We start from the raw sequence: 15,688 nt of genomic DNA, 5'->3' as shown, positions 1-15,688 counted from the left end.
TTAATATAAGTATAAGTTTTACCTTATAGAAACTTGGTAAAAGCGTCAAGGACGGCGCAGCCGATTCTTCTCAGCCTATGACAAGGTCAAATTGTTGCACAAAACGCAACATTTGAAGCGCATATCACTGGATCTCTCGAAAATGCTGCACGTTCTGCAACAATCACCCCTCTTCGCCCGCCATGAGGAGTAGATTATTGCATTTCATACAACAATTTGACTCATTGATAGTCGCTGCTCCTTGATTTATTGTATTTTGTGCAACATTAGAGGGTGAGGCATTTGCTGCAAACCTATTGACAGGAACAAGAGCGAGACGTAAACTAAACCCATCGATGTACATTAAAATATACATTAATAATTCGTTTTTCTAAGAATCATTCACTAATTGTACAGTAAAATTTCTGTCCCAATTCACAGAAAGCATGTTTCTCAAACCTACGAAAGGCAGGAAAAACAAATGAAAATCGCTATTTTACAGGGCAAGGATGGGATTGACCGCTGCTTTACATCCCGGCATTTGCAACAGCTGGAGCAATACGGGGAGATCGTGTTGAATCTGGTACCGGGGTCTCCGTCTGTTGAGCGGGTGAAGGAGCTGATCGCCAGAGCTGATGTGGCCATCACCTCATGGGGATGCCCGCCTTTGTCGGCAGAGATACTGGAGCAGGCTCCGAATTTGCAGCTTGTTCTTCACGCCGCAGGTACAGTGAAGCCGATTGTTACGCCGGAGCTGTGGGAGCGCGGCATTCGGGTGACGAACGGTACGGAGCCGCTGGGTAAAGGCGTGGCGGAGACAGCATTAGGCTTTTTAATTAGCGCGCTTAAAGATATGTGGCGTCTGGCGGCGCGCACTCGGTCGGGGGAATGGGGCGGCATTACCGGGCAAGTGAGAGAGCTGTATGATCTTAAAGTCGGTGTCGTCAGCGCAGGACGGGCAGGCAGACATTTGGTGTCCCTGCTGCAAGCCTTTGATGTTGAAGTGCTCGTCTACGACCCGATGCTGTCAGCGGAGGAGGTTAGCAAGCTGGGGGCGACAAAGGTTGCACTGGAGCAGCTGCTGCAGGAGGCTGATGCGATTTCGATCCACGCGCCAATGCTGCCAGAGACGGAGCGTATGTTCAATAAGGAGCGTTTTGCGCTGATGAAGGACGATTGTATTTTGATTAATACCGCCCGCGGGACGCTTATTGATGAGGATGATTTGGCGGCGGAGCTGCGCAAGGGGAGATTTTTCGCATGTGTTGATGTGACAAATCCGGAACCGCCTGCAGCCGATCATCCCTTACGCCAATTGCCTAATGTGGTGTTGACGCCGCATATTGCCGGAGCGGTCAACAACGGGCTGCAGCGGATCGGGCAATATATGGTTGAGGAACTGAAGCTTTACTTGGAAGGAAAGCCGATGCGCGGAGAAGTGCGTGCAGAGCAGATGGGGATTTTGGCATAGAATCGTATGCGGAGAAGAGCTTGCTGAGCACCAGCAGGTTCTTTTTTTCATGCAGGCTGCGGATAGGGCGAAAGTCATCATTTTTATCCCTTTTCGCGGAAATCTATCCCTTCCCAAATGTCCCCTTTCACTTCATGATGGAAGAGTATGGAACTCTTGCAAATCATGATTAGAGAGGTGGGACATGGAATGCGTACAAGTTTACGCAGAAAAGCTTCCAGCATGATGATGTGGATGTGCTGCGCAATGCTAGTCATCGGATTGGCATTGCCGGCAGCAGCCAGTGCCGCGCAAACGGCAGAAGAGCCCGATGCGGGGGCGGCGGCAGCTGCTGGCCCGCGGAATTTGAAAGTAACCGAAGTGACGCACAATACGGTGTCATTGGAGTGGGAGCCGGCACCGGGAATTAATGATTACTGGATCTGGGATACCGATAACAAGTACATTTTTTGGGCAAATGGCAACAAACAGAAGGTAGGCGGTCTGCAACCGGATACGTCATATTCCTTCTACATGGGACCAGACGGTGTTCAAGTAGCTGATCTGAAGCCGGAACAAAAAAGCAATGTCGTCACTTTTACAACGCTGCCGGATACGAGTGAATATCCTGATCCGCCGCTAACGCCGCCGAGCTTTTTGAAGGCGACGGGGATGACGGACAACTCCGTCACCTTGAGCTGGGGAGCCAGCCCGGGGGCAACGGGCTATGATCTGTATGTCAACGGAGAGTGGAAGGGCGGAACATGGAGCAATGATGCGACGACGATAACCTTTGCACCCGAAAAGGGGCTGGTCAAAGGGAAGACCTACATATTCGAGGTAGGGGCGCAAAATCCGCCAAACCCTGTATCGGCCAACAGCAACAAGGTTGAGCTGGTGTGGGGAGAGCTGGCTGTTCCGAAGGACTTGCAAGCGGTTACGACTACTCGCACGACAGCAGTGCTTGGATGGGCGCCCGTCCCGGGAGCGACGGGCTATGACATTTATCAGGACGGGAAGCAGGTTGCGACCAGCGATAGTAATCATTATGTAGCGGAAGGGCTGACGGAAGGACAGAGCTATTCCTTTGCTGTGGCCGCTGTCAATCCGCTCGCAAAGTCCGCGCTAAGCGAAGCTGCCAAGACAACACCCGGCAGCGATTATACGCTGGTCACTTATTACATCTCCTGGGCTGCCGGCGAGGGAGGGCGCAATTATAAACCGGAGGATATGGATGTATCGCAGGTGACTCATATCAACTATGCTTTTGCCGATCTCTGTTGGAAAGGCTATGGCACCGGGGCGGCGGAATGCCGCAATGAGGATATCCCGCTGCAAAAGGATTATGTGTTCGATGGCGAAATTATCGTTGGCGATCAGGAGGTGGATCTTGACCATTTCCGCCGGCTGGCCAAAATTAGAGAGCAAAATCCGCATTTGAAAATTTTAGCTTCGGTCGGCGGCTGGTCATGGTCGAAAAATTTCTCCAATATGGCCGCGACAGAGGAAACCCGGCGGGCTTTTGCCAACTCGGTCGTCAAGTTTCTGCGCGAATATGAATTGGACGGCATCGATCTCGACTGGGAGTATCCGGTTGAGGGCGGAGAGGAGCACAATTCAAGAAGTCCGGAGGACAGGGAGAACTTCCCGCTCATGACGAAGGCAGTCCGCGACGCTTTGGACGCTGCGGGCTCCGAGGATGGCAAATACTATTTGCAGACGATTGCTTCCGGACAGGGCGACAATTTTGTCATTAATGCCGATCTGGCCAAAGCTTCAGCCGATTTGGACTTTATCAACATTATGACGTACGACTACAGCGGCAGCTGGGAGACGCTCGCTCATCACAATGCGCCGCTTTATTACGATCCGGCCCATCCCCGCGACAATGCTCCGCGCAACAATGTGTTAGGCGGCCTTATCGGTCATCTGAAAGGCGGGGTTCCAACGTATAAGCTAGTTGCTGGCGTGCCGTTTTACGGCAAAGGGTGGCAAAATTGCCCGTCCGAAGGAGACGGACAGTATCAGACCTGCAGCGGCGGAACCAGCTTCGGCTCATGGGAAAGCGGTATTTTCGATTTTTCTGAGCTGGAGAAAGACTATATTAACAAAAACGGGTACGTCCGCCATTGGAATGAAGCGGCGAAGGTAGCCTACTTGTACAATAGCGATAAAAAGATATTTATTACTTACAACGATAAGCAAACGATGATGTACACCGCTTCTATGGTGAGAACATTAGATTTGGCCGGCGCGATGAACTGGGAAATATCCGGCGACCGCAATAAGACGTTGATGACGCAGCTGCTGCATGATCTGCCGATCAACGGCAAGCCGGCTGCCGATGCGCTGGCGGCGCCAAAGCAGCTGGAGCTGGCGGCCAGCGGGGAAGATTCCCTTCAAGTGAAATGGCAGGCTGTGCCAAAGGCAAGCGGCTATGAGCTGTTCCTGAACAATCAATGGAAAGGCTATACGGCGAATACGGAGTTTACGTTTACCGGATTGAATTCCAGCACGAACTATACGATTCAAGTATTGGCCGTAGATCGCACAGATCAAGAGATCCGGGCGGTATCCGCAGCAAGCAATGCCTTAGAAGCTGCGACTCGTGCACCGGCGGTCTATTATCCGCCATTCATCGGCGTCCCTTCGAATAAGCCGGCGCTGGCAGAAGGGCAGCTTGAGACGGAACCAGTGAAAACAGGCGACGAATCTGCAGTAATGATTAAAGAAGCGTCTGCCATCGCGGCAATCGAAAAAGCTAAGCTCAACACATTCACGGTTATTCTGCCTGACGATGCACAGCAGGCCAAGGTGATCATACCGCAAAAGGTGCTTGCGGCGATCGGCGCCAAGGGAGAACAGGCAGCCTTGAAGGTGAGGCTGCATCAAGTCGATTACCTCTTGCCGATTGGGGCATGGCTGTTTACGACAGATGTAAGATTGTCGATTGCAGCACCTTCGCAAACCGCGCTTGATGAGATTCAGCAGGCTGCCCAGCGCCAGAAGCTTGATCTGGTGTCGGCTCCGCTGGCATTCAAGCTGGAAACGGCTAATGTCGACGGAAGCTGGAAGGCGTTTCAGGCGGAAGCGAGTAAATACGTAAGCCGCTACATGACATTCGCCAAGGGCAAGCTTGATGTAAGCCGGGCGGCCGGAGTCGTGTACGATCCGCTGACAAAGCAGCTTCGCTCAGTGCCTGCGATTTTCCGTGAGGGCAAGGATGGAGAAGTGACGGCAGAGCTGAAAAGGAAGGGCAACGGCATCTATGCCGTTGTAGAATCCGATCAATCGTTCAATGATCGGCAGAAAGCTTGGGCGCGGGAGGATGTCGCGCAAGCAGCGGCCAAACTGCTGCTCGATCGCGATGAAGCCGGCAATTTCGGCGGCGGCAGCGTTGTTACACGCGCGGAGCTCGCAGCAATACTGGTTAAAGCGTTGGGAATTGTGCCGCCAGCAGATTCAGCGTCCTTCATGGATGTAACTTCGCAGGTGAAGTATGCAGGAGAGATTGAGGCGGCAAAGCAGGCGGGGCTCATCAAAGGGAAAAGCGATCATCGCTTTGACCCGAATGGCTCAGTTACCCGTCAGGATATGGCAGTTATGATCAGCAATGCGCTGGCATATGCCGGTAAGCATCCGACAGCCGGCGATCAAGGCTTGGCGGTTTATGCCGACCGGAACGAGATTGCCGCTTATGCGCGGACGGCAATGGGGCAGATGGTTGACTCGCGGATTATGCTTGGCGTTTCCAGCACGAAGCTGGGGCCTCGTGCCGAGGTGACGCGGGCAGAGGCGGCCGTCACTGTCATGCGCATGCTGCGTGCGGCGGAATTGGCCAATTAAGAAGTCCTGGAGCAAGGGTGGCGGCGGCAGCGCCGCCATTCTTGTGCCAGGGCTTTTCGCGCTGTACGGCACCTCATGCTGTGTGGAAATCAACAAGTAAACGAAGGTACAAAAAAGTAAACGGTTTCATATATTGCAGCTTACGATCAACATTTACAATGGGAAGCAAGGGGGCACGACGCTCCAAGCCAGTTATAGGGGAGGTGGAGAATAATTCAGTCTTGGCTTACGACAACGCGATATTACATCTTCTGAAAGAAGGGCTGAACAATGCATGTAGCGGCAAACGGGCGAATGATCATAAAAACGGGAGTGTTGATCCTATTGGCAGCAGTGTTATTTGGTTTCTCGGGCGGGCCGTCCGCCCGTGCGGAAACGTCGGGTGACGGCTATATCGATTACGATGCAGGAACAAGGACGTGGACGCTGGGAACGGCGGCTGTGGAGAAAAAAATTCAGCTCAACAGCAGCGGGCAGTTCCAGATGACGAGCTTTCGAAACAAGCTGACGAACCGGGAATATGTGCAGGGCGCACAGTATGCCGACGAATTTCAGGTGAAAGCTGGAACGGTGACATACAGCGGCTCGTCCGCAGGCTGGGTATACGATTCGCATGCAGTAACCGGACTCGCGCAGGGCGAGCTGGAACTGGCCGTTACGTTCCGTAACAGCGCGCTCAAAGTAACGCGGCATTACATCGTTTTTCCATATACAGGCGCCATTCAGGAATGGTCGGTCTTTCAAAATGTGTCGGGCGGCGGGCTCAGCTTCTCCTCCCCTTCGATCTTCAACCATCGCCTTATGCAAAATGATTTGGACAACGTCGATTTTCAATATATGACGGGCGGGGGCAATTTTAGCGGCTCGGGCATTTTGAAGACGGTTCCGCTAACCGCCGACTACGCCCGTACATTTGATTCTTACGATTCGCCGGAAGTCATCGCGGTCGATGGACAAAACCACAACGGCATCGGCACGTACGAGCAGGGGACATCGGTGTATGACGCCTTTTTCGTCCTACGCAACCGCGCGCTGTCGGAAGGCATCTGGCTATCGTTTGACTATAACGGCCACTGGCGGGCCAACGTCGGAAACTTCGGGACCCGCATCAATTTGAGCGGCTATGTAAGCATGACGGATTATCAGGTGGAGCATAACGGAACGATTACGGGTCCGCGAAGCATTATGGGCGTCTATCAGGGCGATCTGGACGATATGGGCAATACGATTCTGGACTATACGTACCGCTATCTGTGGGATTACACCCGCGGGGGCGGCGGGGGTACATGGCAGTGGCGGGTAAGTCCGCAGGCGCCGTTTGCGTTCGAATCGGTCAATTACAACCGCTATACTGGCGGAGACATCATTCATATTGACGACAATTGGTATGACCGGAAAGGCGACTGGAACGAGGCTGTGGCCAGCGACAATTTTGCCGATCTCAACGCTTACGTCAAGAAAAACGGCATGACGCTGAAAGTATGGTCCCCGTTCTGGCAAGCCGATTACGGCTCCGAGGTTGTAACGAACCACCCGGATTGGCTGGTTGGCGGCGCACAATCGCAATTTTACGGGCTGAACCTCAATATGGCGAATGAGGCCGCTTATGCATGGATGCTGAACAAGGCCAATGCCAAGCAGGCGGAATGGGGGACTTACCAGTGGCGGTATGACGGGATGCCGGCATCCAAATCGGATGGCAGCGACAATGATATGCTGGCGCAGTCGAACAACTTTTTCCGGCTGCTGAAGGCGTTCAAAGATGCGAACCCCGAGGCCTTGATCGACGGCTGTTCCTCCGGCGGCGAGACGCTGTTCATGGGCTCGGTGCGCTTTAGCGATACACATCAGCTCACTGACGGGCTGGCGGGACACTATGCGGGCTACTACCAGTCGTTGAAGCTGCCGCTTGATAAAGTTGGCCATTCCTTCTATTCTGAGCCGAATACTCATTCCAATTTCAATTCATTGGAGCCTCCTTCTCCTGAAGTGAAGGAAAACACCCGCAAATTCGTCGATCTGAACCGTTATTTGGGTGCACAGGGCTTGGCAGGCCGCTGGATCAAGGTGTATCGCCCGACGATGGATCATGGCGATCAGACGTATATGATACAAAAAATGAATGCCGATCAAACAAAAGGGATCATCATGTTCAGCGCCTATACGCCATTTTTCAATACGAATGTGACCGTATATCCCAAGGGGCTGCTGGATGATACCTCTTACACGGTCCGCTGTCCCAAAGGAAGCTGTGCGCCGCAAACGGAAAGCGGCGCCTACTGGAAAGCGAACGGGATCAGCCTGACAAGCCTGAAGGCGGGAGAACTGGTGCTGTTCAACGTAACGGGTTATCCGGGTTCCGGCACAGACCATATCGCACCGGCGGCGCCACCCTCAGCCGTGAAAAAGACAGCGGTCTATATGGATCGCTTTGGCGTGGAGTTAACCTGGAACGAAGGAACGGACAACAACTGGGTTTCCTACTACGAAATTGAACGCAACGGCGTTGCCATTGACAAAGTATCCAAAGGCACATTTTATTTTTTACCGGATGGCGACATCGGCGATTCGTACCGGATCCGCACGGTTGACGGAGACGGGAACGTCTCCTCCTACGTGGGGGCCTCGCTTGTACCCGGCGGACCGGCTGCTCCGCCAGCGGTGGAAATCCCGAACTACTATCAGGCTTCCCATGATTTTGGCAGTGTGCAAGGGGAGAAAGGCTGGTCTTATCTTCAGCAATATGCGCCTTCTGCCAGCTGGACAAACATGAAGTGGGATGGGGCGAACGGATTATGGCAGGGCAATGAGACATATGCGCGCATTAGCGGCAACTGGATGCACCCGGGAAATGATTATCATGCTGTGCGCAAATGGGCTGCACCGAAGGACGGCAAAATTCTCGTCAAAGGATCGGTATCGCTGGCCCAGGCGAATCAAGGCGGCGACGGCGTCGTCGTCCGCATCAGGAAGGGCGGGGAATATCCTTATCTGAGCAGCGACATTTGGGGGCCCTTTACGATTCCCGGTACAGATACAGCAGGCTTAAGCCATCATCTTACGCTCGACGTCAAGCAAGGAGATGTGCTTTATTTTACGGTTGAGAAAAACGGGAACAACTACTTCGATTCCACGCTATGGGACCCGCAAATCTTTTTCTATTTATAATAGAGAAGTCTCCGGTTGCAATGCGCGATCCGGAGGCTTCTTTCTATGCTTCTCAGGCGGTCTGGAGGAGTCGGGGTTCGGTCTGTTGAATAAACAAAGAAAAACATCAGTGCGATTGGAGACCTGCAGATGAAAGCCAGCCTCAATCCTGTGCATATGCCGATTGTCGTCAAGCTGCTGGCGACATTGCTGTTTGTCATTCTGTCGTTGTTTGTGATCAGCCTGCTCGTAAACCGTTCGGGGGAAAATCTTGTGAAAGCGGAAATTGTCAAGTCCATGGAATCCAAGGTTGACTTCTACCTGGACTTGCTGGAATCGGATTTGTCCCGGACCGTTGGCCTGCAGCAGGCGCTTACGAATGACGACGATTTGAACCGCCTTAGTCTTATGAGCCAAATTATGACGGTGAACCAGAAGCGGGAAGCGATGATCCGGGTGCAAAAATATTTGTCGATCCTGCGGAACTCCAGTAAATTTGTGCAAAGCGCTACCGCCTTTATTCCGGTGCTGGAGCGCTCGATCTCGTCGGCCGATTTTGTCGCGCCGATCCGCGGAGGCGAATACGAGGCGATGAAAGCGATGCGCAATCCTTATGAATACCCGTTTATTTATTGGGACGGCCGCCTGTTCATCAGCCAGGCTTCAGCCCCGATCCGGCAAAACGGTGATCCCCCGTATTTGCTCAGCGTCGAAATTTCCAAGGCGCAATTGCACAATATGCTGCAGGAGCTATCGGGGCTTTATGGGGGCGGCGCGCTGCTGGTCAGCAATTACGAAGAGTGGGTGCTCGAGCAGGGAGAAGGCGGTATGGCGGCTTACGCCAGGCAATGGCTGGTCGACTCGACGCACAGAACCGGGGCCTCCGGGCCGGTATCCATCTCCGGACAACAGTATTTGGCCACTTATGCAAAATCGCAAGCGCTTGGCGTGTCACTGCTTGTCTATGCGCCGCAATCCGCGGTGATGGGGTCGCTCACTCGTTTCAATACGTGGCTGTGGATACTGCTGGGTTTCTTTATTGTTATTGCCGCCGCCGTCTCCTTTTTAATTATTAAAATGATTCATCGGCCGCTGATCGGGCTTATTCGCGCATTCCGCCAGCTGGAAATGGGGAATTTGCAGGTGGCCGTATCTTACCGGCCGCAGGATGAATTCGGCTATTTCTACAACCAATTCAATCGGATGGTAAACCGGCTCAACGGCTTGATTGACGAAGTATTTGAGCAGCGCTACCGCACGGAGCGGGCCGAGCTGAAGCAGCTCCAGTCGCAGATTGACCCGCATTTTCTGTACAACGGCCTATTCATTTTGCATCGGCTTGCCAAGGTGCACGATACAGACAATATCGTCCGGTTTACCGGGCATCTGCGCGACTATTTCCAGTACATTACGCGGAATGCGAATAATGATGTTTCCTTGCAAGAAGAAGTGCGGCACGCGTGGAATTATGCGGAGGTGCAGGGGATGCGCTTCGGCAGCAAGGTTGAAATCTCTTTCGGTGAATTGCCTGAAGAGGCGTACGGTATAAAGGTACCGCGGCTGTTTCTCCAGCCGCTCATAGAGAACAGCTTCCGGCATGCATTGGAGAGGCGTTTGACCGGCGGCATTTTGCAAGTTGCATTCGAGCTGAGAGACACGGAGCTGATTATCGTCATCGAGGACAACGGAGGCATAACGGATGAGGAGGCCGGCTCGCTGCGAAAGTGGCTGGAAAGCGAGCAGTCCGAAGGCGAGACGACAGGAATGATCAACGTTCATAAGCGCCTTATTTTGCATTTCGGGAAAGAAGCGGGGCTGCGGCTGACAGTCGGCCAATTTGAAGGTTTGCGGATTGAAATTCATCTTCCAGTCAGGAGGTAGCAGCAGTGTATCGCATGATGATCGTGGACGACGAGCCTTTCATTGTGGACAGTCTGAAGGAACTGGTTGAAGAGGAGAGCGGGCTTGATATCGAGGTTCACAAGGCTTACTCGGGCGTAGAGGCGCTGGCGGTGATGGAACAATTGAAAATGGACATTGTGCTGACAGATATCCGCATGCCGGTATTGGACGGTCTGGAGCTGCAGATGAAAATATTAGCCCGCTGGCCGCGCTGCAAAATCATTTTTTTGACCGGTCATGAGCATTTTGACTATGTGCAGACCGTGATCCGCAGGGGAGGCTTCGATTATATTCTGAAAACCGAAGCAGACAGCCGCATTATCGAAGCCTTGTCGAAAGCGGTCGCCGTTTTGCAGGAGGAATTCGAATATCACAGCGTACTCGAACAGGCGAAGCGGAAATACCGGGAGGCTATGCCGCTTATGCAGCATCAGTTTTTTCGCGATTTGCTGGAGGGAGAATTGCATCACCATGCAACGTTTCGGCAGCGCTGCGGCGAGCTTGGCATTTTGCTCGATCCGGATAAGCCCGTATGGTTTGTGACCGGCAGGGTGGATGCATGGCAGCCGGAGCATACGCCGCATGATAAATTGCTGTTTCTGTATAGTATTCAAAACGTGGCAGCAGAGTATTTTGCACCGCAGGCCGTGTTTTACGCTTATGAGGACCGCCATTATTTTTATTGGCTGCTTGTGCTGTGCGAAGGAGGAGAGACCAAGCAAGAGCAGGCGATTATCCAGGGGCTGCTGGAGTCGATCCAGCACACTTGCGGCAAGCTTTTGCCGCTCACGCTGTCGTTTGCAATCAGCGCCGAGCCGGCAAGCTTTGACAAGCTGGCGGAGGCTAAGGAAAGGGGCGCGCAATTGCTTCGCCAAGGGCTTGGGCGCCAACGGGAAACGATGCTGTGGGAAGAGGCGCCGGTCATCCGGCAGCGCATAAAAGCGGGCGGTATCCATCATCCGGCCTTCGGCCAGCGTTCCGGATTTGTACGCGAATTGCGCATGTGCCTCGATGCGGGAGATCTGGCGTCCATTCGCACGATGTGCGAGCAATGGGCGCAGGCCATGTCCGACTACGGGGATGAATTTGCTGTCCATATGGAGCATTATTATTCGGTTGCGCTCGTTTTTCTTGCGTATATAAACGACACCAGGCTGCAGCAAGTTCCTGAGCTGCGCCATTTGCCCCACGAACTGATGCAAATCGATAATCACGGGACATGGGAGGAAGTGTGCCGCTATTTTATTTCCTGCAGCGAGCTGCTCATACAATTCCGGGAGGAGGAGCAGTCCGAGCTGACAAACGAATGGATCGCGAACATTCATCGGCATATCGACAACCGGCTGGGAGAAGATTTGACGTTAAGCGGCATTGCGGACCTTGTCTACTTGAATCCCTCTTACTTGTCCCGCCTGTATAAGCAAATGACGGGACGCGGTTTATTTGAATATATCAAAGAGAGGCGGCTTCAGGAAGCCAAATATTTATTGCGGGAAACGCCAATCAAAATCCATGAAATCGGCAAAAAAATCGGGATGGCGGCTCCAGCGTATTTCTCCCGTTTTTTCCGTAAAGAGACCGGTCTGACCCCTCAGGAGTACAGAGACGGCAAAGAGGTAAACCGAAGTAAATAAACGTAAACCGTTTCATATATAACCGTCCCTGCGCTTCCGATATAATTGTAATTAAGAGCACGTCATTCATAATTACAAGGAGGCTCACAACGCGTATGAATCAACGAAAGACACGGCATTTGATGACGGCAGCACTAGCCTTTATAGTTGTTGCGATGACAGCCTGCTCATCCTCAGAAACCGGCAATGGGAAGGGAGATGGCACCTCGCCGCCTGAACCGTCCACAGGATCTTCGACGCAGCCAACTTCCGATAACGCTTCTTCGGATCCGTTTGCCAAATATGATCCGCCGATCGCACTGACGACGGTAAGAATATTCGATGAAGTCGACAAGTTTGCTCCAGGCTCGACCGAGAAAAATATTTGGCTGGACGGCTATTTGAATGAACTAGGCATCAAGGTGACCTACGACTGGACGGTTATCGGCTCCCAGCCGGGCGGCCCGGGAGAGCAGAAAATGAATGTATCGATCGCTTCCGGCAGCTTGCCTGATATTATTCCGGTAAATGCCAAGCAGCTGAAGCAGCTCGTCGATTCTGATCTCGTAGAAGATCTGAGCGATTATTATCCGAGGCTCGCTTCACCGCAGTTGAAGCAATTTCTTGGCGAAGACAGCATTGCGCTCAAATCGGGGACATTCGGCGGCAAGCTGATGGGGCTGCCGACCGTTACTGGTAGCATTGACAGCGCTTCCATGATCTGGGTGCGCAAAGATTGGCTGGACAAATTGGGTCTGCCGGAGCCGAAGACGATGAAGGATGTACTGGCGATTTCCAAAGCGTTTACCAACAACGATCCCGACGGGAACAATAAAAACGATACGTTTGGTATCGGTTTGACCAAAGAAGTGTACAACAACGGCGTATTTGATATCGTTGCGCTGCTTGAAGGCTATCACGGCTACCATAATCAATGGATCAAGGACGAGAGCGGAAAGCTTGTCTATGGCGGCATCCAGCCGGAAATCAAGGAAGGGCTCGCAGTTTTGCAGGAGATGTTCAAAAATAAAGAGATCGATCCCGAGTTTGGCGTCAAAGATACCGGCAAGGTGATCGAATCGCTGGTATCCGGCAAAATCGGCATGTTCTTTGGCCAGCATTGGAATGCCTTCTGGCCGCTTGGCGACGCCATGACGAAGGATCCGAAAGCGGATTGGCGGCCGTATCCGATCGTTTCGGCTGACGATAAGCCGGCGAAGCCGATTATCGGCAGCGGAGTTACGGGTTATTTTGCGGTCAAGAAGGGCTTTGCTCATCCGGAAGCGATCATCAAGCTTGCCAATATGTACATCGACAAGAAGTACGGGTATGAAACCGGCGGGTACGATGCGGAATACAATGGCACTAATGAAGATGTCCGCTGGAAGCTGGGCGCTGTCATTCAGACGGACCCGATGCAAAATATCGATATTCACCGGCTGGTGAAAAAAGCGATCGAAACCGGCGATCCGTCCGTTATGGGCAAAAATGCGGGCGCGATTGAAAATTATGAGGGCTACCAGAAGTTCAAGAAGGGCGAGATGTCACTGAAGCCGGGCGTGCTCTGGAGCGGGCCGGATAACTCGGCGCTAAGCGTACTCGACTATTACTTAACGAACAATCTGGCGATCAACGACGAGTTTTTCGGCGCGAGTACCGAAACGATGGTGCAGAAGCAGTCCACGCTCGATAAGCTCAAGCAGGAAGTGTACACCCGAATTATTCTCGGCGATTTGCCGATCGATGAATTTGATAAATTTGTAAGCGACTGGAAAAAGCTTGGCGGCGATGAAATTACCGCTGAAGTGAATGAATGGGCGTCATCCTTATAATTGGCTCTATTTTATGAAAGGAGAGCGCCATGCGAAAAAAACAGCTTTTGCGGCAAATTCCGCTTCACGCCATGCTGCTTCCGGCAATTATTCTGGTGGCCGTCTACAGCTACGGGCCGATGGCCGGAGCGATCATCGCCTTCGAAAAGTTCAATCCCGCCAAAGGGATCTTTGGCTCGCCCTTCGTCGGCTGGGATAACTTTACTTATTTATTTGCGCTGCCTGATACCGGGCAGGTGATATGGAATACGATTGTCATCGCGCTGCTCAAAATTATAACCGGTCTCATGGTGCCCATCATCGTCGCGCTGCTGCTCAATGAAATCCGCGCTAAGCTGATCAAGCGCGGCATTCAGACGCTGATCTATTTGCCCCATTTTTTGTCGTGGGTTATACTCGGCGGCATTTTGATAGATATTTTGTCGCCTTCGGAAGGCATCGTGAATCAAATCATTGTTTTTTTTGGCGGCGATCCGATCTTTTTTCTCGGCAATCCGGAGTGGTTCCGTTTTACGCTCATCGTCTCGGATATTTGGAAGGAGTTCGGATTCAGCACGATCGTCTTTCTCGCTGCGATATCCGGCGTCGATCTCGCCCTGTATGAGGCGGCGATCATTGATGGAGCGGGCCGCTTCAAGCAAACGCTGCACGTCACGCTTCCCGGCATGCTGCCGATTATCGTGCTCGTGGCTACCCTTAGTTTGGGCAACGTGCTCAACGCCGGCTTCGATCAAGTGTTCAATTTGTACAGCCCGCAGGTCTATAAGACCGGTGATATCCTGGATACGTTCGTCTACCGGATCGGGCTCGTGGAGACGCAATACGGAGTGGCGACTGCGGTAGGCCTGTTCAAATCTGTCGTCTCGTGCGGTTTTATCGCCGTTTCCTATTATATGGCTTACCGGCTGGCCAATTACCGGATTTTTTAAGGGAGGAGGATCAAATGCCCATGCAACAATCGGTAATGGGAAGAGGCTTTACCATACTGAATTACAGCTTTCTGATCGTACTGTCGCTCGTGTGCGTCCTTCCTCTTATCCATGTATTTGCCATTTCGCTAAGCAGCAGCGAATTGGCGGCCGCCGGCGCTGTAAAGCTTTGGCCGCAAGGCTTCAACTGGCATTCGTATGAATTTGTTTTGCAAAAAGGGGAGTTTTTCAGCGCTTTTTTCGTTTCGGTTCAGCGCGTGCTGCTCGGCACGTTCGTTAATATGCTGTTGACCATACTTGTTGCCTATCCGTTGTCGAAGGAGAGCAGCGCTTTTTTCGGCCGGACGGCGTATGCCTGGTTTTTCGTGTTTACCATTCTGTTTTCCGGCGGTCTGATTCCGTGGTATATGACGATTAAAGGCACAGGCATTATGGACTCGCTGTGGGCGCTTGTTTTGCCCGGAGCGCTGCCGGTGTTTAATGCGATTTTGCTGCTTAACTTTTTCCGAGGCATTCCGAAGGCGCTGGAGGAGGCGGCATTTGTCGACGGGGCCGGCCACCAGACGACGCTGTGGCGCATCTTTATCCCGCTGTCCAAGCCGGCGCTGGCCACGATTACGTTGTTTGCAGTCGTCGGCCACTGGAACGCCTGGTTCGACGGTCTTATTCTGATGAATTCACCGCGGCATTATCCGCTGCAAAGCTATCTGCAAACGGTTATGGTCACCTTTAATCCGATGAATATGAATATTGAGGATATTAAAAAGCTGTCGCAAATTTCCAATCGGACGCTCAAGGCGGCGCAAATTTTTCTTGCCGCATTGCCCATCCTGCTGGTCTATCCGTTTTTGCAAAAATATTTTGTGAAGGGGATTGTGCTTGGCAGCGTCAAAGGCTGAACGCAGGAGATGTAAATGCAGTCTGGAGATTTCTTTTTTGAACCGCTACAATGAGAATAGAACATCGGTGAGAGGAAGCAGCAATATGCCG

General features: G+C 52.5%; 8 protein-coding genes. All 8 read left to right on the top strand.

Features of this window, described 5'->3' with window-relative positions:
- Positions 1–460: 460 nt before the first annotated feature.
- The 8 genes from ACFQ0N_RS26465 to ACFQ0N_RS26430 all read left to right on the top strand — a co-directional run bounded on the left by ACFQ0N_RS26465 (position 461) and on the right by ACFQ0N_RS26430 (position 15,597).
- Entirely contained in the window at positions 461–1,450 is a 990-nt protein-coding gene (locus tag ACFQ0N_RS26465) for a hydroxyacid dehydrogenase (protein ID WP_379332009.1), read from the top strand.
- A gap of 189 nt (positions 1,451–1,639) precedes the next feature.
- The gene (locus ACFQ0N_RS26460) at positions 1,640–5,275 is read left to right on the top strand and encodes a glycosyl hydrolase family 18 protein (RefSeq protein WP_379332007.1); all 3,636 of its coding nucleotides are present in this window, start codon (positions 1,640–1,642) and stop codon (positions 5,273–5,275) included.
- Between the two features lie 333 nt (positions 5,276–5,608).
- Positions 5,609–8,443 (top strand): alpha-galactosidase, encoded by a 2,835-nt coding sequence (locus tag ACFQ0N_RS26455; protein WP_379332084.1) that lies wholly within the window; start codon positions 5,609–5,611, stop codon positions 8,441–8,443.
- 129 nt (positions 8,444–8,572) lie between these two features.
- Positions 8,573–10,303, top strand: coding sequence for a sensor histidine kinase (locus tag ACFQ0N_RS26450; protein ID WP_379332005.1), 1,731 nt, complete (start codon positions 8,573–8,575; stop codon positions 10,301–10,303).
- Between the two features lie 14 nt (positions 10,304–10,317).
- Positions 10,318–11,958 (top strand): response regulator, encoded by a 1,641-nt coding sequence (locus ACFQ0N_RS26445; protein ID WP_379332082.1) that lies wholly within the window; start codon positions 10,318–10,320, stop codon positions 11,956–11,958.
- 95 nt (positions 11,959–12,053) lie between these two features.
- Positions 12,054–13,769, top strand: a complete 1,716-nt coding sequence (locus ACFQ0N_RS26440; protein WP_379332003.1) for an extracellular solute-binding protein — start codon at positions 12,054–12,056, stop codon at positions 13,767–13,769.
- A gap of 29 nt (positions 13,770–13,798) precedes the next feature.
- A complete protein-coding gene (locus ACFQ0N_RS26435) occupies positions 13,799–14,698 on the top strand; it encodes an ABC transporter permease (protein WP_379332001.1) in 900 nt (299 codons plus the stop codon).
- A gap of 14 nt (positions 14,699–14,712) precedes the next feature.
- Positions 14,713–15,597: a carbohydrate ABC transporter permease gene (locus tag ACFQ0N_RS26430; RefSeq protein WP_379331999.1), complete on the top strand. Its 885-nt coding sequence runs from the start codon at positions 14,713–14,715 to the stop codon at positions 15,595–15,597.
- Positions 15,598–15,688: the final 91 nt, after the last annotated feature.

The sequence above is a fragment of the Paenibacillus sp. GCM10027626 genome (genome assembly GCF_042676285.1).
In the GTDB taxonomy this organism is placed as follows: Bacteria; Bacillota; Bacilli; order Paenibacillales; family Paenibacillaceae; genus Paenibacillus_Z.
This window is presented reverse-complemented; position numbering and strand designations above follow the sequence as displayed.